Source organism: Mesorhizobium sp. B2-4-15 (assembly GCF_006658505.1).
Lineage (GTDB): Bacteria > Pseudomonadota > Alphaproteobacteria > Rhizobiales > Rhizobiaceae > Mesorhizobium.
On the sequence record NZ_VFUZ01000015.1, the window covers coordinates 31,298 to 53,044 of the forward strand.

A 21,747-nucleotide genomic window follows, 5' to 3' on the forward strand; every position below is an offset into this window, starting at 1 on the left:
GGCTTCTTCGTGCCGCGTGGTCCAGCTACCTGTTGCCGAAATGAGGCAACAGAATGACTTCGGACGGCGTGTTACACTGCAAGCGGTGCTGAATCCAGCCCGCCCACTTGTAATTCTTGGTGACGCCATTGGCCGGCACACACTTGCCTCATGCTAGGGTGCGCACCGAATCATCGAGCCGACCTGTTAAGGAGACGGTCATGAGCCGCGTTCTCGTTTGGCTGATCACCGCGACATCATTTATCGCCCTGTCACTGGCGCCGGCGCAGTCGGAGCCGAAATATGCGATTGCGATGCAGGGCGAGCCGGCCCTGCCGCCGGACTACACGCATTTCAGCTACGTCAATCCTGACGCGCCGAAGGGCGGCAGCATCACCTATTGCGTCGTCGGCAGCTTCGACAATCTCAACCCTTTCATCCTGAAAAGCCTGCGCACGACGGCGCGGGGCATGATGGACACGATCTTCGGCAATCTGGTCTTCGAACCGTTGATGCAGCGCAACTATGACGAGCCTTTCAGCCTCTATGGCCTGCTCGCCGACAGTGCCGACATGGATTCCGAACGCAAGAGCATCGAGTTTCATCTCAACCCCAGTGCAAAATGGTCGGATGGCGAGCCGGTGACCCCGGAGGATGTGCTGTTCACCTACGACGTCTTAACCGCCAAGGGCCGTCCGCCCTACAGCGCCCGCATGAGCATGATTGCCAAGCTGGAGAAGACCGGCGATCACAGTGTGCGCTTCACCTTCAATGACAAAGCCAATCGCGAATTCCCGCTGATCATAGCGCTGACGCCGATCATCCCGAAACATGCCTTCGCCAAGGAGACGTTCGACAAGACCACGCTGAAACCTTTGATCGGCAGCGGACCCTATACGGTCGACAAGGTACAGCCCGGCCAGCGCATCGTCTTCAAGCGCAACCCGGATTATTGGGGCAAGGACCTCCCCTCGAAGCGCGGCTTTGACAATTACGATCAGATCACGATCGAGTACTTCCTCAACGCCAATGCCAAGACGGAAGCTTTCAAGAAGGGCATCTGCGCCATTGACGATGAAACAGATCCGGTCAAGCGCGAGCGCGACATCGATTTTCCGGCCTTCCGCAAAGGCGATGTGAAGGCAGAGAATTTCGACACCGGCATTCCACCTGTCGTGACCGGTTTCCTGTTCAATACAAGACTGCCGAAGTTCTCCAACCCCGTCGTGCGGAGGGCGCTTGGCATGCTCTATGACTTCGAGTGGGCCAACAAGAACCTGTTCGACGGCAAATACACACGCACGATGAGCTATTGGCAGAATTCCGAGCTTTCCGCGCTCGGTCATCCAGCCAGCGACCGGGAGAAGGCGCTTCTGGCCCCCTACCCCGGCCGCGTGCCGGCCGATGTGATGGACGGCACTTACCAGCCGCCGGTCACCGATGGATCAGGCAATGACCGCAAGGTGTTGAGAGCTGCCTTCGATCTGCTGAAGAGCATTGGATATCATGTGCAGGACGGGACAATGCTCGATCCCCAGGGAAAGCCTTTCGGTTTCGAGATAATTGCCGCGTCACAGGACGAAGAGCGCCTTGCCACGATCTATCAGCGCACGCTGCAGAAGATCGGCATCAACGTCACCATCCGCAGCCTCGATGGCGACCAAATCCAATCGCGAAAGCAGCGGTTGGATTTCGAAATGCTGTTCGGGTCGAGCGGCTTCAACAATTCGCTGTCGCCAGGCAGTGAGCAGGTCGGACGCTGGAGTTCCTCGGAGGCCATGAGAGAAGGGACTTTCAACCTCGCTGGTGTCGCCGACCCGGCGATTGATGCCGCGATCGATGCGATGCTGAACGCACGCACCAAGGAGGATTATGTGGCCGCTGTCCGGGTTCTCGACCGGCTGCTGATCTCCGGCAACTACATCGTGCCGATGCAGTACAACACACAGCAGTGGCTTGCTTACTGGAATTATCTGGAACATCCGCGGAAGACGCCCATATTCGGTTATCAACTGCCAAGCTGGTGGCGCAAACCGAACTGAAAAGCCGGAGATCGAGATGAGCGAAGCGAACGCCATAACCGTCGATGTGGTCTCCGACGTCGTCTGCCCCTGGTGCTTCATCGGCCAGAAGCGGCTGGACAAGGCGGTCGCCGCGGCTGGCGATGTGGACGTGCATATACGCTGGCGGCCATTCCAGCTCGATCCGACCATTCCGCCGCAAGGCAAGGACCGCCGGGAGTATATGCTGGCCAAATTCGGCAGCGACGAGCGCATTCGCGAGATTCATGGCCGTATCGAACCGCTCGGCGAAGCAGAAGGCATTTCCTTTGCTTTCGATGCCATCAAGGTGGCGCCAAACACATTGGATGCGCACCGCCTGATCCGCTGGGCTGGCGCTGCCGGCGCAGCGGTACAGAACAGGCTGGTGCGTCGCCTCTTCCAGTTGAATTTCGAGGAAGGCGTCAACATCGGCGACCATGCCGTGTTGGTCGAAGCCGCCCGCGAGGCCGGCATGGACGCGTCCGTGGTGGCTACACTCTTGCCGACCGATGCCGATGCCGAAGCTGTGCGCGCCGAGATCGCCACAGCCTCGCGCATGGGCATAACGGGCGTGCCCTGTTTCCTGCTCGAAGGCAAATATGCCGTTATGGGCGCACAGGACGTCGACACCCTGGCTGATGCCATTCGCCAGGTCGCGGCCGCCAAGGCGCGCGGCGAGTTGGACGCAGTCGGCTGACGCCGTCCGGGCAGGCTTTGATTCTCAACGGGGGACGGCCCTCAGGGTTTGGACAGCAGGCAATGCCTCGCACGGCGGGTTGGCGACTTGGTGAGTCCTCGGCATCTACCCGTTCGGCGACGGATTTCCGGCCAATGGCGGCAACTTCAACATTCTCGACTCCGGCGCCATGGTCAGGGATGTGGTTCAAGGAGGGAAGGTGATCCACAAGCGTGACGTCTCCGCCAAGACGCTCGCGGGCCATTTCTCGGCTGCCGGCAGGGATGATGACGGCAAGGAACCAGCCACCAAGGTCGGCGGTGCTTCGGGAATTCTGGTTGGCGCGCAATAAAAAATCAGCCGGCCGGGCAAACCAATGCGTCACGAATTCGTGTGAATGCCTTCCCTAAGGGAAAGTAGGCGCGCCCTGCCCTGTCGTTTCACAACTACCTGACATCCTTATATTATATAGCCTTTTTCTCAGCTTCGGAGCGACATTTGGAAGGGCAGTGCTGTTGCCTTGGCGACACGCCCGGAACTTCAATTCCGCTGTCCCTCTACAAAAATTAATAGAAAATGATCAATTGGTGTTACCATCCGTAACAAAACAAAAAAGGTTTGGGCGGGATCGTGATTCGGATCGGAAGACGATCGCAAGAGTCAGTACCGGATGGACTACGCAGCGACGCCGCGGGGCAGTCGCATTTGACGCCGGTATCCTCGATGCGCAGTTTCTGGGGGCTCATGCGAGCCTACTGGATTTCGGACCGGTGGAAGGAAGCCTGGACGCTGACGCTGGTGATAGCGCTGCTCACGGCTCTGTCCAGCAAGGCGGGGGTATGGTTCGCCGAAGCCTCCGGTGAACTGGTCAACTCGATCGCCTTCTTCCACGATGCCGCAAACACCACGCCGCTGCGGACGCTCTTGATCAACGCCGGCATTCTTGCCTTGCTGGTTGTGCTCAAGGATGCCGGCTTTACCGGGATCCGCAATCTTGTCTCGGTCACGCTGCACCGCAAATGGCGCGGTTGGCTCGACAGCCGCTTCAACGAGGCCCTGCTGGATGGCAACCACACCCATTTCCATGCCCAGCATGCTTCGCCAGGCGGCGGCACGCCCGCTCCCGACAATATCGACCAGCGCATCCAGGAATCGATCAAGGACATGACAGGCGGCGCCATCGGCCTCGCCATGGGCGTGCTCGGTGTCGCGACCTCACTCTATTTCGTCGGCCAGAAGCTGCTCGAAACCTCCGTCGAGGTGAAGGGGCTGGGGTTCCTAGGCAGTTATGGCAGCGCCGTCCTGGCCTTCCTGGCGGTCGCCACCTATGTGCCGCTGAACACATGGATCGCGGTCAAGCTCGGCGGCCTGCTCGAGCGCCTCAACGTCCGAATGCAGCAGGCCGAGGGCAGCTACCGCGGCGAACTGACCACCTTCCTGCGCCGCAGTTTCCACGTCGCGGCTTCCAATGGCGAAGGCGTGCAGAAGACCATGCATCGCCGGCTTTATGCCGATATCGACGGGACCTGGTCGCGGCTGAACGTCGTCAACACCGTCTATATGTCGTTCGAGCTGATCTACAATTTCATCGCGGCCCGCATTGTTGCCTATGGGCCTGGCCTCGTGCCGTTCATCCACAATGGTCTCGATCTCAAGGGCTACATAACCGGCTCCGAACTGGTCAATTCGCTGATCGGCCAATGTTCCTGGTTCATCCATGTCATGCCGGCCATCGCCACGCTGCGCGCCAACAGCCAACGTGTTACGGAACTCGCCAATGCGATCGAGAATGTTCAGTACCCGCAGGAGTTCTACAGCCAGACCGGCTGTTCCGACTTCCACTATGCCTCCCAGAATCCGGTCTTCGGTTTGACCATCCAGAAACTCGAACTGGCGCATCAGGGTGAGGACGCGACCCCGTTCCTCAGTGCTGCCAACCTGCGCTTCCGTCGCGGCGAGTGGACGTTCCTGAAAGGCGAATCCGGTTGCGGCAAGACCTCGCTGATCAAGGCGATTAATGGCCTGTGGCCCTATGGTCGCGGCACCATCGTTTTCCCCGAAGGGGTGAAGAGCTTCTATGCCGCCCAGGAGGTCAAGCTGCAGCAGGTCTCGCTGAAACAGCTCGTTTGCCTGCCTGGCTCCGAACACGATCATGGCGATGCGCAAGTGGCCGCGGCGCTGCACAAGGCTGGCCTTGGCGACTTCATCGAGCATATGGCCGATGAAAGCCGTGAGGGCAAAAGCTGGGATCAGGTGCTGTCGGGCGGCCAGAAGCAGAAACTGGTGGTGGCCCGCATCATACTGCAACAGCCCGGACTGCTGTTCCTCGATGAAGCGACCGGTGCGCTCGACCCGGATGGCAAGATTGCCTTCCACCAGGCTATCAAGGACAATTGTCCCGACGTGACTGTGATCAGCGTCATGCACGAAGCCGTGGCGCCGAGATCTGTCGCCGGCACCGAGTTCTACCACAGCATGGTGGTGATCGCCGACGGCGTCGCCAACAAGAAGCCCCTGGCTCCGACGCTGCCGGTCGAACTCACCACAATTCTGGTTCAGCCACAGCCGGTCGAGGACAAATGGCTGCGCTTCTCGCGTCGGCTCAAGCAGAAATAACGATGATTTTACCGCGACTTGCCGGGCAATACGGCAGTCGGCGATCACAGTCTCGCGATCGGGGCCGTCAGGCACCGTTTTCCTTCCTCAGTGCGATTGACTCGGCGAGGCGCGCTCCTATGTTGCGCCGGCTTGCTGATAGTCAAATCCGAACCCGCAAGCGGAAAGGTCACCACGCCATGCCTGGCGACAGTATTAGTCGAACGCAACCGCCGTCCGCCTAGGCGTGACCTGAATGGTTCATGTCCTGCCGGACGGCAAGGAGTGAGCCATGAACGATTTTTCTCCCGTAGCGGACGACGAGGCCGTCGCCATCGCCCGCATCCTTGCAAACGACCACGTCGCCGACGTCGTCGAGGCGCTCAACCATGAACCGCGCGAAACGGCGACGGATCTGCTTTGCGCCGTGCCTTTCGAGCGGCTGGTCGAGATATTCGATCAGCCTGAGCTCGAAGGCGCGCCCGAACTCGTGGAGGCCCTGCCCCGCCCCAAGGCAAGCAAGCTGCTCACCGCCATGTCGGTCGACCGGGCAGCCGACATCCTGCGCGAGCTCGACGAACCGGCTCGCTCCGAGCTGCTCGGTGCGCTGGCGCCGCCACTGCGCGCGACCCTTCTTTCCATTTTGGGCTATCCCGAAGGCAGCGCCGCATCGATCATGACGACCGAATTCGTCAGCGTTCCGTCCGATTGGACCGTTGGGCGCACGCTCGATTACATCCGCAAGGTCGAGCGGACGCGCGAGACCGTCTACGCGATCTACATCGTCGATCCGGAAACGCATCTCCTGGTGCGATCGACCGGTTTGCGCCGGCTCATCACCGGGGAGCCGGACGACTCCATCATGTCCGTGGCGCCGGACCGCGTACCGGTGACGGTCACCCCGCTGACCGATCGTGAAAATCTGGCGCAGACGATCTCGAAATACGATTTGCTCGCGGTCCCCGTCGTCGATCACGGCAAGATCCTCGGCATCGTCACGATCGACGACATCATCGACACGATGATCGAAGAGACGACGGAGGACGTGCATCGCTTCGGCGGCATGGAAGCGCTTGACGAGCCCTACATGAAGATGAGCTTCCTCGCGATGATCCAGAAGCGCGGCGGCTGGCTCTGCGCCTTGTTCATCAGCGAGATGCTGACGGCCAACGCCATGCAAAGCTACGAGGGAGAGCTGGAAAAGGCGATCGTGCTGACGCTGTTCATTCCGCTGATCATGAGCTCCGGCGGCAATTCCGGCTCGCAGGCGACCTCGCTGGTCATCCGCGCGCTGGCGCTGCGTGAGATCGGGCTGCGCGACTGGTGGCGCGTTGCCTTGCGCGAACTGCCGACCGGACTGGTGCTCGGCTCGATGCTGGGTGTGGTCGGCATCTGCCGTATCGCACTCTGGCAGTATATGGGTTTTTACGATTACGGCCCGCATTGGCCGCTGATTGCGGCGACGGTCGGGGCGGCACTGGTCGGTATCGTCACCTTTGGCTCCCTGTCCGGGTCGATGCTGCCGTTCGCCCTGAAGAGGATCGGCTTCGACCCCGCCAGCGCATCGGCCCCGTTCGTCGCCACGCTGGTCGATGTCACCGGGCTGGTGATCTATTTCTCGGTGGCGCTGGTCATCTTGCGCGGCACGCTGCTGTAGCACGACAACTGTCTCCGCCGCCGGCAAAGGCTGGCGGCGCGGCTGAAGAGAACTTCGCCCCGTCGAGCGAAAAGGAGGCGCGCCAACGATGCGCTCCTCCTCGACGGCCTGGTCGACGACCAGATCGATGCGTCCGCCAAAGTCACGAGCAAGCGGTGCTGAGCTGAGCGGGGCGACGGACATTGATTGCTCCCCTTTGACGGCAAGCCGCTGGCAGTGGACGACAGATCAGACGCGCTGGCCGTCTTTCACCCGGTATGTCGGCTTGTACATGGTGACGAGTTCTTCCGCGGCGGTCGGGTGTACCGCCATGGTCCGGTCGAAATCATCCTTGGTCAGTCCTGCCTTCAGCGGAATGCCGAGCAGTTGCGCCATCTCTCCCCCATCCGGCCCCAATATGTGGGCGCCGAGCACTTTGCGCGAGGCGCCATCGACCACCAGCTTGATCAGCATCTTCTCGTCACGGCCCGATAGCGTGTGCCGCATCGGTCGGAAACTGGCGCGATAGATCTCGATATTGGCGAAACGCTTGACGGCTTCGTCTTCCGACAGGCCCACGGTGCCAATCTCCGGCTGCGAGAAGACGGCGGTGGCAATCGTCTGGTGATCGGGCGCGGTCGGGTTGTCCTTGAATGCCGTCTCCACGAAGCACATCGCCTCATGGATCGCCACCGGGGTCAGCTGCACGCGGTTGGTGACATCGCCGATCGCCCAGATGTTGTCGATATTGGTGCGGGAATAGTCATCGACCTTGATCGCGCCCACCGCGGTCATCTCGAGGCCGATGCCTTCGAGGCCCATATTCTCGGTGTTGGGGACGCGCCCGATGGCCAGCATGACCTGGTCGACCGTTAGCACCTTGCCGCTGGTGAGAAGGGCGTCGAGCCGGCCGTCCGGCCGCTTGCGCACCCACTCTGTCACTGAATGGCACAGTATCCTTATCCCCTTTTTTTCCATCGTCTCGTGCAGCATGCGCCGCAGGTCCATGTCGAAGCGGCTGAGAATCTCCTTGCCGCGATAGACCAGCGTGGTGTCGACGCCGAGGCCGTGGAAGATGTTGGCGAACTCGACCGCGATATAGCCGCCGCCTTCGATCATGATCGCCTTTGGCAGCGCCGTGAGGTCGAAAGCCTCGTTGGAGAAGATGCAGTGCTCGTGGCCTGGCAGCGCCGGATGCGCCGCCGGGCGGCCGCCGGTGGCGATCAGAATCTGGTCGGCGGTGACGGTGCGGTCCTCGCCCAGAAGATGCACCACGTGCGGATCGACGATCATGGCCCGTGAATGGAAGGGCTCGCCGCCGGCGCCTTGCACATTCTTCTTGTAGATCGCTTCCAGCCGGCTGATCTCGCGATCCTTGTTGGCGACCAGCGTCTGCCAGTCGAAACTGGCTTCCGGCACTGTCCAGCCATAGCCGGCTGCGTCGGCAAAATGCTCCGGGAATTGCGAAGCATAGACATAGAGTTTCTTCGGCACACAGCCGCGAATGACGCAGGTGCCGCCGAAACGGTATTCCTCGGCGATGCCGACGCGCTTGCCAAGTGCCGCGGCGATGCGCGCCGCACGCACCCCGCCCGAGCCGCCGCCGATAACGAAGAGATCGTAGTCATAACCGGCCATAAGCGGCTCCTTGGACGTCGGAAAACGTCAGTGACAGGTAGGCCGCAAACGGCCAAAAGAAAAGCCCGGACAAGCCGGGCTTCACAGACGGCGGCCAAGGCCGCATTTGAAGATGCAAGGTCAGTTCTGCGTATCGTCGGCAGGAGCCGAACCGTCGGCGGGTGCCGTACCATCTGCCGGGGCTGCATTGTCGGCAGGTGCGGCTCCTTTTGCAGGCGCGGGCGCGGCTGGTGCCGCGGCCTTGGCAGCCGCTGCCAGGGTCTCGCCGACCTGCTGGGCGAGATCGCGGGCGAGGCCGTTTTGCCAGATGTCGGCAGCCTTGACCAAATCACGCGTCACGGTCGGGCCGCTGTCGAGCAGCTTCTTGCCGGACTCGGAACTGTAGAAGGCCGCGATATCATTGAGTTCCTTTTCGGAAAACACCTTCGCATAGGCAAGAGCCGCTTCCTTCTCGAGATCGGCGCGGCGCGAGGCCAGTGCCATCGCCTTCTCGTTGACCGTCTTGCCGATCAGTTCCTGCATATCCGGATTCTTCTGGATGAGCTGCGATTCGAGGGCGGCCGCCGCCTGCGGCAGGATGTTGTCGAAGGAGTCGGTCGCATGGATCGCCGCGACCGCTGCCCGGGCAGCCTTCAGGTGCGATTCCGTGACATCCTGCGAAAACGCCGGCGAGGAGAAGGCCAAGACGGCCGAAGCCGCCAGAACGGCGCAAAGGCCGCGAACCCGGTTATGCAACATCATGGTCGGTAGAACTCCCTGGTTTTCGGGCGGCATGGACGGTTTGGATGCCGTCGCCGCCGGCGATGATGGCCGCTGACGCCAGCCCGATGAAAAGACCATGCTCGACCACGCCCGGAATGGCGTGGAGAGCATTCGAAAGCGCTCTTGTATCCGGAATGCGGCCAAAAGATGCATCGAGGATAAAATGGCCGCCGTCTGTAACAAAAGGCTGGCCTCCCGTCATCCTCAATGTAACCGGACCGGAAAGGCCGAGATTTCCAGCCGCGGCGGCCACCGCGATCTCGGTGGCGCGCAGGCCGAACTGGTTGACTTCGATTGGCAGGGGAAACCGGCCGAGGGTCTCGACCATTTTCGATTGGTCGGCAATGACGATCATGCGCCGCGAGGCCGCGGCCACGATTTTCTCACGCAACAGCGCGCCGCCACCGCCCTTGATCAGGGTCAGTTCCGGGTCGACCTCGTCGGCGCCGTCGACGGTGAGATCGAGCTCGGGCGTTTCCTCGAGGGTGGACAATGGCACGCCAAGCTCGCGGCACAGCAAAGCGGTGCGCTCCGAAGTCGGCACACCTGTTATCCTCATGCCGGTGGCGACCTTGTCGGCAAGCAGCCTTACGAACTCCTCGGCGGTGGTGCCGGTGCCTATGCCGAGCCGCATGCCGTCCGTGACATGGGCAAGGGCCGCCCGCGCGGCCTCGACCTTCAATTGCCTCGCATCCATGCCGCTTTGCTGCCCCGGAACCCTGACCCATGCCGCCCAAAAGTGATCTCGATCTTGGGAAAACGACATGCATAGAACAAAGAACCAAAGCCCGCCGTATGGTCCGTTTCGACGCGACGCGCTTTGGTGTTTTGGGCTCGTAGCATTTTTGCAGGCTCGGTCAAAGCCCTTGGCGGCTATCCACCGGTCTGCTTGCCTTGGCGCGTCGCAGCCGCTATCGCCTGCCGATGTACAACCTTGCGCAGGATGGATCATGAGTCGCCCGATCATCGTGTTCGATCTCGACGGAACGCTGATTGACACGGCGCCGGACCTGCTCGACAGCCTCAACCACAGCCTGGCCGCCAGCGAACTCGCGGCCGTCGATGAGGCCGGCTTCAGACGCTTTGTTGGCCATGGCGGCCGCGTCATGATAGAGCGGGCGCACGCCGCGCAGCAGCGATCGCTTGATGTCGCGGAGCATGACCGGCTCCTGAAACTGTTCCTCGATCACTACACCGACAACATTCCCGGCAAATCCCGTCCCTACCCCGGTGTCATCGATGCGATCGCTCGCTTCGAGAACGCAGGCTATCTGCTGGCCATCTGCACCAACAAATACGAAGCCAACTCGCGGGCATTGATCGAGGCGCTCGGCTTGACCAGACATTTCGCGGCAATCGCCGGACAGGATACGTTCGCGTTCCGCAAACCCGACCCGCGCCATCTGACCGAAACCATCCGACTGGCGGGCGGCGATCCACACCGCGCCCTGATGGTCGGCGATTCGCAAACCGATATCGACACCGCCAAGGCCGCCGGCATTCCCGTCGTCGCCGTCGATTTCGGCTATACCGACCGTCATGTGCGCGAATTCGAACCCTCGGCGGTAATCTCGCATTTCGACGCGCTGACGCTCGATCTGTCGCAAAGGCTGATCGCTGCAGGGCACTGAGCGGATAGGTCTCGGCACTAACCAGGACTGACCCGAAAGAGCGAAAAAACCGATCCCTGTGAGAACACCAGACACCGCCTTGACTTAACCGGCTGCCCTCCCTTATATCGCGGCTCGCTTGGCCTTCGGGCAACGAGCGGGCGATTAGCTCAGCGGGAGAGCACACCCTTCACACGGGTGGGGTCGCAGGTTCAATCCCTGCATCGCCCACCATTTTTCCCAAATGGTTATCCGGCTCTATCTTCGCGCCGAAGCTGGACAAATTGCAGCCTGCGCTGCCATAGCCAGGCGCGCACCGCATCCGTCTGGAACCAACCACAACCCCAGCGAGTTTCCTTCCGTCGAAACTTGAGGGAAAACCATGTCCAGATTTCTACTGGCGACCAGCGTCGCCGTTCTTCTCGCTGCCGCTCCGGCTCTGGCCGCGGATGAAAAGCCGCTGCCGCCGGCCAATGCCAAGAAACTGTCGGAGATCATCGCCAAGGTCGAGCAGCGCGATGGGTTTCGCTACGTGAAGGAAGTCGACTGGGACAGTGGCGCCTACACCGTCACCTATTATACCTCGGACAAGGCCAAGGTCGAAATCACCTACGATCCGGTGACGGCCGAGCCCAAATAGGGCCGCCTGCAGATATCCTCGGATTGGATGGATATGCCCGGTTCTCGGGGCGCCCGTGGAGGATCCCCGGACGCGCCGCGAAATGCTCATCCTTGGACTATGATGCCGCCCTTTCCGCCGGCCGAGACGCCGGCTTCCGGCGCCCGCTGTCGGAGCGATAGCGCATGTCGCCCAAAAGTGCGCAACGGTTTTGGGACAACGACATGCACAAAAACAAGAACTCAAAGCGCAATACGCTTTGATCAGCTCGAGGGCGAGCGCACCGCCTCGGTCGCGTCCAGGGCCTGCTTCAGCCGGGAATCGCGGTCGTAGACATCGTTGAAATACTCGACCTTGCCGGACATGTCGGGCCAGGCGGTGAAGTAGGCGACATAGACCGGAATCTTGCGCGTCACATCCTCGGTCGAGTGCCCATGCTTCAGCTTCTCGGCGACATAGTCGACCGAGGTGCCGAGCACCGCCGCCGCCATGCCGCGCGGATCCTGCAGGCGCACGCAGCCATGGCTGAGCGCGCGCATATCCTGCTTGAAGAACGATTTCTGCGGCGTGTCGTGCATGTAGATCGCATGCTTGTTGGGGAACAGGATCTTCAGTTCACCCAGCGCATTGGCCTCGCTTGGCTGCTGGCGCACATTGTAGGGAATGTTCGCACCATAAGCGCCCCAGTCGACCGCCGAGGACGGAATGTGCTTGCCGCGCGCATCGGTCACCTCATACCCGGCGCGGTCGAGATAGCCGGGATCGCTGCGCAACCTGGGCAGCATTTCGTTGACGATGATCGACTGCGGCACACCCCAATAGGGATGGAAGTCGACCTGCTTGATCTGGTCGTAGAAGAATGCCGTCTGGTTGGTGACCCGGCCGACGACGGCACGTGTCTTCAGCTTCTCTTCGCCATTGTCGACGTAGCTGGCGGTGAACGCTGGCTGGTTGATGAAGACGCGCGGGCTGCCGAGATCGGACGGCAGCCAGCGCAGTTCTTCCAGCGCCACCTGCACCTTGAGCAATCTGTCGGCCTTCGACGTGCCAGCCAGCAGGGCGACCGTACGCGGACCGATGACGCCGTCGCCCTTCATGCCCTTCTTCTGCTGCACCGCCTTGATCAGCGGCACCAGTTCGGGAACGTAGATCTCGCTGGTCGCCAGTCGCGACAGCAGCTCTCCATAGGTGCCGCCCATCTCGTCATCGAGATTGCGCGCGATCAGCGACAGCAGCTTCGGCAGTTCGGGGCTGGTTTCGCCGGGCTTCAGCAGCAGCTTTGGATCGACGACGATCTCGTTTTCCTCGCTCGCCTGCAGGGACTCCAGTTCGACACGCAGCGCCTGATATTCGGCATTCTGCGGATGCCGCGATTCCAGATACGTGCGAACTTCCTGCGTATGCGCCAGCGTCTTCAGCACGCCGACCATGTCGAGCGGCTTGGCCGGGAAATCATAGTAGCCGGTCATCCGGTTGGGTTCGACACGGCCGCTCTGGGCGTCATGCGCGTAGCGCAACACGCGCGCCGACAGCGCCATCTCGAAGCGGAGGAGTTCCTTCAACTTGGCCGCGTCATCCGCCGAGGACGAACTCGCGGCAGGCACGTCGACAGTATAGTCGGCGGGCGTGAGGCCGTAGCTTGCAGCCTCGCCGAGCACCCGCACCGCATCCTGGGCGCGGTTGTTGGGGCCGGTTCCACTCACCCAGATGAAGTCCGGGTTGGCCGAATAGTACGCGATCAGCGCCTTGGCGACGTCGGGTTCGGCATAGAGTTCGTAGTCGCCGAGACCGGCAATGGCGTCGTGAAAAGCGGCCCCCGTGGTGGATGGAACGAACGCGGCGTCCTGGGGTGTCGCGGGCTGTGGCGCTGAGGACAGTTTAGAGAAGTCGACGCGCACCAGCTTGTCGGCCTTGTATGTGTAGTAGGACGGGCTGCTGATTTTTACCCCGCCATCGCCGCTCCCCGGCGCTTTCGGCTTGTGCTTCGGTGGCGGCGGAAACTCGCCCTGCGGCTGGTGTCTGACGCCGCCGCCGAACAGCATGTCGAAGAGCCCTTGCGCGCCTGCCTGAGGCGCGCCGAAAGCAAGCGTCGCCGTCATCGCCATCAGCGGCAGCACGGTTGCTTTGTTACCAACGAATTTCATGGATCACCCGCTCCGGTCGCAACCGGTTCCCGTTCCGCACGCTAGACCGTCTCGCTCACCGCATGGCGGATGTAAGGCGCGACTATACCGATTCATACCGATTTGGTTAAGCTTCCATAAATTTCGGCGGGGCTGTTGCAGAACGGTTTCACAACGTCGTGACGGCTGGAGCGGAGGTATTTCCGCCCCAGTCGCGGGGATCCAGGCGCCTTCAGGCGTTGGCGCCGCCATCGATGGTCGGTGCGGTGCCGGGGACGAAACGGCCTTCCGGACCGGCGAGCCACGCCACCATGCCGGCGATCTCCTCGGCCTTGCCGAATCGCGGAGTCGCCATCTCCTGGCGCTGGTGTTCGGCATGGGGCCGTCCGCCGGGTTCATTTCGGTATCGGTCGAGTCCGGATGGATGACATTGGCGGTGATGCCGCGCGCACCGAGGTCTCGCGCCAGAGCCTTGGTCAGGCCGACCAGCGCCGCCCTGCTAGCGAACCGCAGCCGGGGCGATGGCCGCATGGAAGACGATGGTTGGCACCAACGCAGCGTGACAAACGCAGGCTCTTGTGCTCGAAATTCGAACCAGCCAGCAAGAGAGGGACGACCGTGAAAAAAGGGTATCGCGAACTGCTCGACGAGGCGAACGCCGAGATCGAAGTGGTTTCGCCGGAGGAAGCGGCAGGATTGCTCGAGGACGAAGGCACCGTCTTCGTCGACCTGCGCGACCCTCGCGAGATCGAACGCGACGGCAGGATCCCCGGCGCCAAGCATGTCACCCGTGGCATGCTGGAATTCTGGATCGATCCGGAAAGTCCCTACCACAAGCCGTTCTTCGCTTCGGGGAAAAGCTTTGTCTTCTTCTGCGCCGGCGGCTGGCGCTCCGCACTAGCCACCAAGACCGCACAGGACATGGGGCTCACGCCGGTCAAGCATATTCTTGGCGGTTACACCGCCTGGAAGGCGGCTGGACTGCCTGTAGAGCCTGGCGAAAAGAAAAAATAATCCGAGGCTGCTCAGTGGAGCCGCGACGGCTCCCGGGCCACGAAGGCGACGGCGTGTTCAACCACGCCCCTGTCCGCAAGAATGCGGCGATGGCCGAGCCCTTCGGCCCACTGGAGCCGCACATGGCGGCCGGCACCGGCATAACGTCTTGCATGTTCGGCCGGCACCTCGCGGTCGTCAGGCGCGTGGATGACCAAGGTCGGCACGGGCGCCTGGGCGAGCTGGCGGTCACCGGTGAATTCATGCAGCGGCCGGCCGGAAAGGTGTTCGACGCGGTCCGCCATGGCAACCTGCGAGCGGGGGCCGACATTGAGCATGCGGCTGAAGTCGGCGAAGATCGCCGGCAAGGAGCTTGGTGCCGCGATCAGCACAAGACGTCCGGCCGCCAGCGGCTGGATGTTCTTGACGGACCCAGCAATGGCATTGGCGGCGACGGCACCGCCGAAGGAATGACCGACTGCCGCGGCAAAGGGGCCAAACCACTCGCCGGCAACCCGCACCGCGTCCACCGCGTTGACCATGTTCAGTCTGCGGCCCTGCGACTGGCCGTGGCCAGGCAGGTCAAGCGAAACCACCCTGTAGCCGGCCGCGCGATAGCCCTCGATCAATGCGCGCATATATTCGGTGCGCGATCGCCAGCCGTGGACGACAAGCACCGTGCCTGCGGCAGCCCTGCCCGGCTCCGACCGGAATTCATGCACCATCACGCAACCGGTCGCGGTCTTCAGCCGATGATGGCGCGCTTCGGCCATGAACCCGGCAGCCCGGTCGATGGCGCGGCGCTCGCCGTCGGTGAGCGCCCTGGTGCTTGGCGTACGGCAGAACAGTTCGAAAGCCGCGCGCCCGGTGATACGCGGCGCGATATGTTCGGCCGCACCAAACACACCTCGGATGACCTTCAGCCCGAATGATGCCATAGTGAGAATCCATCCATACGTTCAAGCATGAACATAATAGTTCAAAGATGAACAATAGACAAGAGCTACCCTGGGACAACCCGCGTTTTCGCAACTGGGTCGCGGTGGCGCGCGCCTGCCATGTGCTGGAGCGCACGCTGGCGGTGAAACTTGCGCCGCTCGACCTGAAGCCGGCGCAACTCGACGTGCTGATGAACCTCTACCGCCATCCCGGCATGTCGCAGCACGACCTTGCCCGCAAGCTGCTCGTCGGCCGCTCCAACATCACCATGCTGTTGCCGCAGCTGGAAACGCGTGGCCTGCTGCGCCGCGAAGGCGACGAGAAGGACAAGCGAATCCTGCGCCTCGCCCTGACCAAAGCCGGCGAAGCGCTGCTGATGCAGGCGCTGAAAGTGCATATGGCGCTGATCGAAAAGGCGATGAGCCAGTCGACGCCGGAACAATGCGACATGATCGGCGAGCAGATGCGCAAGATCACCGAGGTGCTGAAGGAAGCCTGACCGTCTCTTGGCCAGGCATCCACTTACCACATCGATTTTTTCGCCCGCTCCGGCCATTCCTTGTCATAGGTTTCGCCGTCGATGTTCCTGCGGCTGGTGATTTCCAGGATCTGTCCGGGCGTCGGCAGCGACTTCGGGTCGACATGCCTGGCCGGGTTCCACAATTGCGACCGCACGATTGCGCGGGCGCACTGGAAGTAGACCGTATCGACATCGATGACGGTCACCGAGCGCGCCGGCTTGCCGTCCACGGTGAATGACGCGCAAAGTGCTGCATCGGTGGTGATATGCGCCCGGCCGTTGATGCGTAGCGTCGTGCCGGAGCCCGGCACCAGGAACAGCAGGCCAACGCGCGGATCCCTGATGATGTTCCTCAGCGAATCCGCGCGGTTGTTGCCGCGCCGGTCCGGCATCATCAGCGTTTTCGTATCAACGATACGCACGAAGCCGGCGAGATCGCCGCGTGGCGAGCAGTCCAGCCCCTCCGGCCCACTGGTCGAGAGAGCAACGAACGGCGAGGCGTTGATGAAGGCGGCATATTCCGGGATGACATGGTCGAGTTCCTTGACCAGCGAGGCTTCGCCGGGCAGTCCGTAGAGCGTCTCCAACTGCTCGACCGACGTAATGACCGACATCTTCTTCCCTCCCGCGAACCTTTGCCGGCGCTACGCCACGTCCATGACGATTTGACGACAGCCGGTCGCCGAAGTTGATTTCGGCGCTGAGGTCAGCGGTCCCGGCTCAAGCCCTTTTCCGCAAGTTCGGTGAGGTATGCACTCCAGCGCTCATCTTTCTCGTGCCCGAGCGTGTGCAGGTAGTTCCAGGTGAAGATGCCCGTTTCATGGAAATCGTCGAAAGTGATGCGCACCGCATAGTTGCCGACCGGCTCGATCTTCAGGATGGCCACATTGCGCTTGCCGGGAACCGTCACCCGCTGATCCGGTGAATGGCCCTGCACCTCCGCCGACGGCGACGCCACGCGCAGGAGTTCCGCCGGCAGCTCGAACGGCTGATGGCCGGGAAACGTTACGGTGAGCAGCTTGCGGTCCTTGGAGACCCTCAGTTCTTTTGGCGCCGTCATGATCGGTCCTGCTTGAAATCGCCCCTTCCCTACGCTGCTTCCTGCCGTGCGAAAAGGCTTGGAGGGTGCCGACGCGCGATGTCGGTCGGGGAATGTTACCAAAGATCAAGGCCGGCTATCTTGAATGGCGGGTTGGATCGTATCACATAGCCGTATATAACGACGCCGGTAATGGCCACGGAACGTTCGAACATGGACATGATCGACCCCTTCGGTCGCACGATCAGTTATCTCAGAGTGTCGGTCACCGACCGCTGCGATTTTCGTTGCACCTATTGCATGGCCGAGGACATGGCCTTCCTGCCGAAGAAGGACCTGCTGTCGCTGGAAGAGCTGGACCGGCTCTGCTCCGTCTTCATCGAAAAGGGTGTCAGAAGGCTGCGCCTCACTGGCGGTGAACCGCTGGTGCGCAAGAACATCATGCACCTGGTGCGCCATTTGTCGCGCCATCTTGCCAGCGGGGCGCTGGAAGAGCTGACGCTGACCACCAACGGCTCGCAACTGTCGCGCTTCGCCGCTGAGCTTGCCGATTGTGGCGTCAGACGCATTAACGTCTCGCTCGACACGCTCGACGCCGACAAGTTCCACCAGATCACCCGCTGGGGTCATCTCGGCAAGGTCATGGAGGGGATCGACGCCGCTCAGGCGGCCGGACTGAAGGTCAAGCTCAACGCGGTTGCGCTGAAGGATTTCAACGACGCCGAATTGCCCGGGATGATGCGCTGGGCGCATGGCCGCGGCATGGACCTGACCGTCATCGAGACCATGCCGATGGGCGAGATCGACGCCGATCGCACCGACCAGTACCTGCCGCTCTCGCTGCTGCGCGCTTCTCTGGAGCGCGAGTTCACCCTGACCGACATTCCCTTCAAGACCGGCGGCCCGGCCCGCTACGTCCACGTCGCCGAGACCGGCGGAAAACTCGGCTTCATCACGCCGATGACGCATAATTTCTGCGAGAGCTGCAACCGGGTCAGGCTGACCTGCACGGGCACGCTCTATATGTGCCTCGGCCAGGAGGATGCGGCCGATTTGCGCGCGCCGTTGCGCGCGTCCGAGGGCAACGAACTTGTCGCCGACGCAATCGACGAAGCCATCGGCCGCAAGCCGAAAGGCCATGATTTCATCATCGACCGCCGCACCAGCCGCCCATCGGTGTCACGGCATATGAGCGTGACGGGCGGCTGACCCAGCCGCCGATTTGTGCAAGGATCGCCTGTCGGTCATCGGCTTTGGGGCAATGCATGCGGCGGCTTTCCTCAATCATGGCGGCTTTCGCGGCAATTGCAGCAAGCAGCGCAACTGCCGCCCCCTTCACCTATGTGAACGAGCGCTTCGGCACGGTCTGCACCTTTCCCGACGAAATATTCACCGATCGTCAGCCCGAGCCGGAAAATGGCGACGGGCAGGTATGGCTGAGCGCTGACGGCGCCAGCCTAACCTGCTCCGGCATTCTCAACATCGACGAGGACACGCCGAAAGGGTTCGTTGCGGCCGAGAAAGCCAGCAAGGGGCAAGACTACAAGATAACCTACAGCAAGACCGGCAAGGACTGGGCTGTGCTGTCGGGCCGGAAGGATGGTAAGATCTTTTATGAGCGGCGGCTGTTCGGCCGCGATGGCGTCATCCGCACAGTCTGGATCGACTATCCGCCGGCCCTGAAGTCGAAATATGACCCGATGGCCGGTGCCATCGCCGGCCGTCTCAAGGGACCATGAGCGCTGCTGGGACCAAGAGCATTTTAGCCACACCGCAAACAAATCTCTGTTCGCGAATGTCCATCTGATTTACCGGCGGTGTTTTCCCGCCTAGCGTCGCCCTTGTAGCGGTTATCGCTCTTGGGGGATCACATTTATGCGCCAACTTCTTGTTTCGTTCGCAATACTCGGCCTCGCCGCCCTGCCGGCGACTGCCCAGTCGATCGGTGGAACCTACACCGTCGCCGGCACCAATTTCGACGGCTCGTCCTATGGCGGCGAAGCCACCATCACGCTCACCAGCGGGACCACCTGCACCATCCATTGGGAGACCGGCGGTTCTTCTTCCGACGGCATCTGCATGCGCAACGACAATGCATTCTCCGCCGGGTACGTCATGGACAAGGATATCGGCCTCGTCGTCTACAAGGTCGAGGAGGACGGCTCGCTGCATGGCCTGTGGACGATCGCCGGCAAGGAAGGCAATGGCACCGAGGTGCTGACGCCGAAGAAATAGCATCGTCATGGCCGGACAGGTTGCGGGAGGCGAAGCCGCCTCCCGACTGCGGCCAATCCAGAACATGCTTCCATGCCGACGAGCGTGGACGCCCCTGTCCTGGTACAGTCCTTTGCCGTTGCTCTTTCCTGGCAGGCTGTTACAGGCTTGGCGCCAAAGCAACCGGTAGATGTCTTGCCTCTTTCTCCCAATCTTCGCGGCGCGTTGTTCATGATGGTGGCGATGGTTGGCTTCACGCTCAACGACGCCATCACCAAATACTCTTCGCAATCGATGAACATGGCGCAAGTCATGCTCATCAGAGGGGCGTTTGCTTCGCTTTTCGTCGGTCTGTTGGCCTGGCGACGTGGCGCGCTCTTCCAGCCGCGCCTGATGCTGCAGCCGCTGGTGGCAATCCGCGTCCTCGGCGAAGCAGGTGGCACCGTGTCGTTTCTCGTTGCGCTTGCCCATTTGCCGATTGGCAGTGTCTCGGCCGTTCTGCAGGCGCTGCCGCTGGCGGTGACAATGGGCGCCGCGCTATTCTTCGGCGAAGCCGTCGGCTGGCGACGCTGGCTGGCGATCGCCATCGGTTTTGCCGGCGTGCTGGTCATCGTGCGGCCGGGCTTCGATGGCTTCAGCGTCTATTCCCTTGTGGCGCTGGCCAGCGTCGCATGCTGCACCGTGCGCGATCTCGCCACCAAGCGCATTCCTCAAGCCGTACCGACGATGCTGGTCTCGACCGCCACCGCACTCGCAATGACCGTCGTCGGCGCGGTGCTGCTGTCGCCGATGGGCGGCTGGACGCCGATGACGGGCAAAAGCACGGCGCTGCTGGCGCTGGCGGCCGTTCTTGTGCTCATCGGCTACCAATTCATCATCATGGCGATGCGCTCGGGTGAGATCTCCTTCATCGCGCCATTCCGCTATACGGCGCTCCTCTGGTCCATCCTGCTGGGCCTGATCGTCTTCGGCGACATACCGGACATGCCGATGACCGCCGGCGCTACCATCGTCGTCGGCTCGGGCCTCTATGCGCTTTATCGCGAGCGGGTGGTCGGCCGGCGAAGGATCGTCGCTGAAAGCACGGGACCGGCCATGGCGCCGGATGGAATCTAGCCCTCGAAGTTGCTTGCGATTTCCGCCGGCTGGCATACAGGCTGGGGGCATGAAGCGAGATGTCGCGGGGATCATTCTGGCTGGCGGCCAATCGAGGCGGATGGGAGGCGGCGACAAGAGCCTGTTGCCGCTTGGCAGCGGCTGCGTGCTTGATCAGGTCCTGTCGCGCTTTGGTCCGCAGATGGAAAGCCTGGCGCTGAGCGCCAATGGCGACCCGGCGCGCTTTGCCCGGTTCGGACTGCCGGTGCTTGCCGACACGGTCGAAGGCTTTGCCGGACCGCTTGCCGGAATCCTGGCTGGCCTTGAATGGGCCGTTGCCAGCACGCCTTGCAAGGCGATCGTCACCGCGGCCGGCGATACGCCTTTCCTGCCGCTTGATCTCGTCGACCGCCTGGCGGCAGCAGCCGGTAAGTATCCCGGGAAGATCGCCGTCGCCTCTTCGGCCGGCCGGCGACACCCGACCTTCGCGCTGTGGCCGACCGGATGCCGCGACGCCTTGCGGCATTTCCTGGTCGATGAGGACAACAGGCGGGTTTCGGCTTTTATCGAGCGGCACGGCCACGTCGAGGTGGACTTTCCGGTCCTGCAATCCGCCGGCCAGCCGCTCGACCCCTTTTTCAACATCAATGTACCGGACGACCTTGCCCACGCCGTGCGTCTGTTGCAGAGCTTGACGTCATGAACATGCGCGTCTTCGGCATCACCGGCTGGAAAAACTCCGGCAAGACCACACTGACCGAAAAGCTGGTCGCCGAGCTTGTGCGGCGCGGCTGGAAGGTCTCGACGGTCAAGCATGCCCATCATGATTTCGACATAGACAAGCCCGGCGCGGACAGCTTCCGCCATCGGCAGGCCGGCGCCACCGAGGTAGCGATCGTATCCGGCAATCGCTGGGCGCTGATGCACGAATTGCGTGGCGAGAATGAACCTTCCTTGACCGATATTCTGGCACGGCTTGCCCCATGCGACATCGTGCTGGTCGAGGGCTATAAGCGCGAATCCCACCGCAAGATCGAAACGAGGCGTCTGGAAGCGAAGGACCGGACGCCGCTTTCGGCGGGTGATCCCAATATTATCGCGGTCGCCGCGGATTTCGCCGTTGCGGACAAGCGCCTGCCGGTATTCGACCTCGATGACGTAAAATCGATAGTCGACTTCATCGAACGCACGACCAGTCTCGTTGCTTCAGATGTAACCTAACGGCAGAACGGCATTACCGATTTTGGTGGTTTTGCAGTTGCTTTTT

22 protein-coding genes, 1 tRNA gene and 1 pseudogene are annotated in these 21,747 nt (G+C 61.9%); 16 read left to right on the plus strand and 8 right to left on the minus strand.

The window, feature by feature from the left end:
• Window positions 1–200 precede the first annotated feature (200 nt).
• From FJ930_RS18520 to mgtE, 5 genes are all read left to right on the plus strand, one after another.
• Window positions 201–2,021: an extracellular solute-binding protein gene (locus FJ930_RS18520; RefSeq protein WP_141839609.1), complete on the plus strand. Its 1,821-nt coding sequence runs from the start codon at window positions 201–203 to the stop codon at window positions 2,019–2,021.
• A gap of 16 nt (window positions 2,022–2,037) precedes the next feature.
• Entirely contained in the window at window positions 2,038–2,718 is a 681-nt protein-coding gene (locus tag FJ930_RS18525; RefSeq protein ID WP_141839610.1) for a DsbA family protein, read from the plus strand.
• A 199-nt stretch (window positions 2,719–2,917) separates the two neighbouring features.
• On the plus strand, window positions 2,918–3,049 hold the full coding sequence (locus FJ930_RS30750; RefSeq protein WP_281408913.1) for a hypothetical protein: 132 nt from the start codon (window positions 2,918–2,920) through the stop codon (window positions 3,047–3,049).
• 371 nt (window positions 3,050–3,420) lie between these two features.
• Window positions 3,421–5,313: an ABC transporter ATP-binding protein/permease gene (locus tag FJ930_RS18530; protein WP_181763420.1), complete on the plus strand. Its 1,893-nt coding sequence runs from the start codon at window positions 3,421–3,423 to the stop codon at window positions 5,311–5,313.
• A 271-nt stretch (window positions 5,314–5,584) separates the two neighbouring features.
• Window positions 5,585–6,949: a magnesium transporter gene (mgtE, locus tag FJ930_RS18535; protein ID WP_140777508.1), complete on the plus strand. Its 1,365-nt coding sequence runs from the start codon at window positions 5,585–5,587 to the stop codon at window positions 6,947–6,949.
• A 228-nt stretch (window positions 6,950–7,177) separates the two neighbouring features.
• On the opposite strand, the gene gor is transcribed toward mgtE, so the two are convergent.
• From gor to rpiA, 3 genes are all read right to left on the minus strand, one after another.
• Window positions 7,178–8,566, minus strand: a complete 1,389-nt coding sequence (gene gor, locus FJ930_RS18540) for a glutathione-disulfide reductase (protein ID WP_141839612.1) — start codon at window positions 8,564–8,566, stop codon at window positions 7,178–7,180.
• Window positions 8,567–8,686: 120 nt separating this feature from the next.
• Window positions 8,687–9,307, minus strand: coding sequence for a DUF2059 domain-containing protein (locus FJ930_RS18545; RefSeq protein WP_141839613.1), 621 nt, complete (start codon window positions 9,305–9,307; stop codon window positions 8,687–8,689).
• Window positions 9,294–10,025 carry a ribose-5-phosphate isomerase RpiA gene (gene rpiA / locus FJ930_RS18550; RefSeq protein WP_141839614.1) on the minus strand — a complete coding sequence of 244 codons (732 nt, stop codon included), beginning with the start codon at window positions 10,023–10,025 and terminating at the stop codon, window positions 9,294–9,296. The genes FJ930_RS18545 and rpiA overlap by 14 nt, the downstream gene beginning before the upstream one ends.
• A 253-nt stretch (window positions 10,026–10,278) precedes the next feature.
• On the opposite strand from rpiA, the gene FJ930_RS18555 reads away from it, so the two are divergent.
• From FJ930_RS18555 to FJ930_RS18565, 3 genes are all read left to right on the plus strand, one after another.
• Window positions 10,279–10,959: a phosphoglycolate phosphatase gene (locus FJ930_RS18555; protein ID WP_141839615.1), complete on the plus strand. Its 681-nt coding sequence runs from the start codon at window positions 10,279–10,281 to the stop codon at window positions 10,957–10,959.
• A 138-nt stretch (window positions 10,960–11,097) separates the two neighbouring features.
• Window positions 11,098–11,172 (plus strand) — tRNA-Val (locus FJ930_RS18560).
• A 148-nt stretch (window positions 11,173–11,320) separates the two neighbouring features.
• Window positions 11,321–11,578 carry a PepSY domain-containing protein gene (locus FJ930_RS18565; protein WP_140606924.1) on the plus strand — a complete coding sequence of 86 codons (258 nt, stop codon included), beginning with the start codon at window positions 11,321–11,323 and terminating at the stop codon, window positions 11,576–11,578.
• 242 nt (window positions 11,579–11,820) lie between these two features.
• On the opposite strand, the gene FJ930_RS18570 is transcribed toward FJ930_RS18565, so the two are convergent.
• Window positions 11,821–13,701, minus strand: a complete 1,881-nt coding sequence (locus tag FJ930_RS18570; protein WP_141839616.1) for a murein L,D-transpeptidase — start codon at window positions 13,699–13,701, stop codon at window positions 11,821–11,823.
• Between the two features lie 211 nt (window positions 13,702–13,912).
• A pseudogene (locus FJ930_RS18575) lies at window positions 13,913–14,184 on the minus strand (SDR family oxidoreductase); the annotation flags it as partial.
• A gap of 114 nt (window positions 14,185–14,298) precedes the next feature.
• Between FJ930_RS18575 and FJ930_RS18580 the strand changes: the two are divergent.
• On the plus strand, window positions 14,299–14,694 hold the full coding sequence (locus tag FJ930_RS18580) for a rhodanese-like domain-containing protein (protein ID WP_140739503.1): 396 nt from the start codon (window positions 14,299–14,301) through the stop codon (window positions 14,692–14,694).
• An 11-nt stretch (window positions 14,695–14,705) separates the two neighbouring features.
• Here the strand turns inward: FJ930_RS18580 and FJ930_RS18585 are convergent, their stop codons facing one another.
• Window positions 14,706–15,611: an alpha/beta fold hydrolase gene (locus FJ930_RS18585; RefSeq protein ID WP_141839617.1), complete on the minus strand. Its 906-nt coding sequence runs from the start codon at window positions 15,609–15,611 to the stop codon at window positions 14,706–14,708.
• A gap of 47 nt (window positions 15,612–15,658) precedes the next feature.
• On the opposite strand from FJ930_RS18585, the gene FJ930_RS18590 reads away from it, so the two are divergent.
• Window positions 15,659–16,111 (plus strand): MarR family transcriptional regulator, encoded by a 453-nt coding sequence (locus tag FJ930_RS18590; protein WP_141839618.1) that lies wholly within the window; start codon window positions 15,659–15,661, stop codon window positions 16,109–16,111.
• Window positions 16,112–16,134: 23 nt separating this feature from the next.
• On the opposite strand, the gene FJ930_RS18595 is transcribed toward FJ930_RS18590, so the two are convergent.
• Together FJ930_RS18595 and FJ930_RS18600 are read right to left on the minus strand one after the other, a co-directional pair.
• Window positions 16,135–16,746: a pyridoxamine 5'-phosphate oxidase family protein gene (locus tag FJ930_RS18595; RefSeq protein ID WP_141839619.1), complete on the minus strand. Its 612-nt coding sequence runs from the start codon at window positions 16,744–16,746 to the stop codon at window positions 16,135–16,137.
• A gap of 92 nt (window positions 16,747–16,838) precedes the next feature.
• Window positions 16,839–17,192 carry a DUF971 domain-containing protein gene (locus FJ930_RS18600; protein WP_141839620.1) on the minus strand — a complete coding sequence of 118 codons (354 nt, stop codon included), beginning with the start codon at window positions 17,190–17,192 and terminating at the stop codon, window positions 16,839–16,841.
• 192 nt (window positions 17,193–17,384) lie between these two features.
• Here FJ930_RS18600 and moaA point away from each other — a divergent pair, with 192 nt between their 5' ends.
• From moaA to mobB, 6 genes are all read left to right on the plus strand, one after another.
• Window positions 17,385–18,380 (plus strand): GTP 3',8-cyclase MoaA, encoded by a 996-nt coding sequence (gene moaA, locus FJ930_RS18605; RefSeq protein ID WP_141839695.1) that lies wholly within the window; start codon window positions 17,385–17,387, stop codon window positions 18,378–18,380.
• 56 nt (window positions 18,381–18,436) lie between these two features.
• Window positions 18,437–18,910, plus strand: coding sequence for a hypothetical protein (locus tag FJ930_RS18610; protein ID WP_141839621.1), 474 nt, complete (start codon window positions 18,437–18,439; stop codon window positions 18,908–18,910).
• A 136-nt stretch (window positions 18,911–19,046) separates the two neighbouring features.
• Window positions 19,047–19,406, plus strand: coding sequence for a hypothetical protein (locus FJ930_RS18615; protein ID WP_140739521.1), 360 nt, complete (start codon window positions 19,047–19,049; stop codon window positions 19,404–19,406).
• Between the two features lie 174 nt (window positions 19,407–19,580).
• On the plus strand, window positions 19,581–20,501 hold the full coding sequence (locus tag FJ930_RS18620) for a DMT family transporter (protein WP_141839622.1): 921 nt from the start codon (window positions 19,581–19,583) through the stop codon (window positions 20,499–20,501).
• A 49-nt stretch (window positions 20,502–20,550) separates the two neighbouring features.
• On the plus strand, window positions 20,551–21,183 hold the full coding sequence (gene mobA, locus FJ930_RS18625; RefSeq protein WP_141839623.1) for a molybdenum cofactor guanylyltransferase MobA: 633 nt from the start codon (window positions 20,551–20,553) through the stop codon (window positions 21,181–21,183).
• Window positions 21,180–21,701: a molybdopterin-guanine dinucleotide biosynthesis protein B gene (gene mobB, locus FJ930_RS18630; protein WP_141839624.1), complete on the plus strand. Its 522-nt coding sequence runs from the start codon at window positions 21,180–21,182 to the stop codon at window positions 21,699–21,701. The genes mobA and mobB overlap by 4 nt, the downstream gene beginning before the upstream one ends.
• The last annotated feature ends 46 nt before the right edge of the window (window positions 21,702–21,747 follow it).

Coding starts and splice junctions, on each gene's coding strand:
- FJ930_RS18520 (WP_141839609.1), top strand. CDS start 201: ATGAGCCGCGTTCTCGTTTGGCTGATCACCGCGACATCATTTATCGCC.
- FJ930_RS18525 (WP_141839610.1), top strand. CDS start 2,038: ATGAGCGAAGCGAACGCCATAACCGTCGATGTGGTCTCCGACGTCGTC.
- FJ930_RS18530 (WP_181763420.1), top strand. CDS start 3,421: ATGCGCAGTTTCTGGGGGCTCATGCGAGCCTACTGGATTTCGGACCGG.
- mgtE (WP_140777508.1), top strand. CDS start 5,585: ATGAACGATTTTTCTCCCGTAGCGGACGACGAGGCCGTCGCCATCGCC.
- gor (WP_141839612.1), bottom strand. CDS start 8,566: ATGGCCGGTTATGACTACGATCTCTTCGTTATCGGCGGCGGCTCGGGC.
- FJ930_RS18545 (WP_141839613.1), bottom strand. CDS start 9,307: ATGATGTTGCATAACCGGGTTCGCGGCCTTTGCGCCGTTCTGGCGGCT.
- rpiA (WP_141839614.1), bottom strand. CDS start 10,025: ATGGATGCGAGGCAATTGAAGGTCGAGGCCGCGCGGGCGGCCCTTGCC.
- FJ930_RS18555 (WP_141839615.1), top strand. CDS start 10,279: ATGAGTCGCCCGATCATCGTGTTCGATCTCGACGGAACGCTGATTGAC.
- FJ930_RS18565 (WP_140606924.1), top strand. CDS start 11,321: ATGTCCAGATTTCTACTGGCGACCAGCGTCGCCGTTCTTCTCGCTGCC.
- FJ930_RS18570 (WP_141839616.1), bottom strand. CDS start 13,701: ATGAAATTCGTTGGTAACAAAGCAACCGTGCTGCCGCTGATGGCGATG.
- FJ930_RS18585 (WP_141839617.1), bottom strand. CDS start 15,611: ATGGCATCATTCGGGCTGAAGGTCATCCGAGGTGTGTTTGGTGCGGCC.
- FJ930_RS18590 (WP_141839618.1), top strand. CDS start 15,659: ATGAACAATAGACAAGAGCTACCCTGGGACAACCCGCGTTTTCGCAAC.
- FJ930_RS18595 (WP_141839619.1), bottom strand. CDS start 16,746: ATGTCGGTCATTACGTCGGTCGAGCAGTTGGAGACGCTCTACGGACTG.
- FJ930_RS18600 (WP_141839620.1), bottom strand. CDS start 17,192: ATGACGGCGCCAAAAGAACTGAGGGTCTCCAAGGACCGCAAGCTGCTC.
- moaA (WP_141839695.1), top strand. CDS start 17,385: ATGGACATGATCGACCCCTTCGGTCGCACGATCAGTTATCTCAGAGTG.
- FJ930_RS18610 (WP_141839621.1), top strand. CDS start 18,437: ATGCGGCGGCTTTCCTCAATCATGGCGGCTTTCGCGGCAATTGCAGCA.
- FJ930_RS18615 (WP_140739521.1), top strand. CDS start 19,047: ATGCGCCAACTTCTTGTTTCGTTCGCAATACTCGGCCTCGCCGCCCTG.
- mobA (WP_141839623.1), top strand. CDS start 20,551: ATGAAGCGAGATGTCGCGGGGATCATTCTGGCTGGCGGCCAATCGAGG.
- mobB (WP_141839624.1), top strand. CDS start 21,180: ATGAACATGCGCGTCTTCGGCATCACCGGCTGGAAAAACTCCGGCAAG.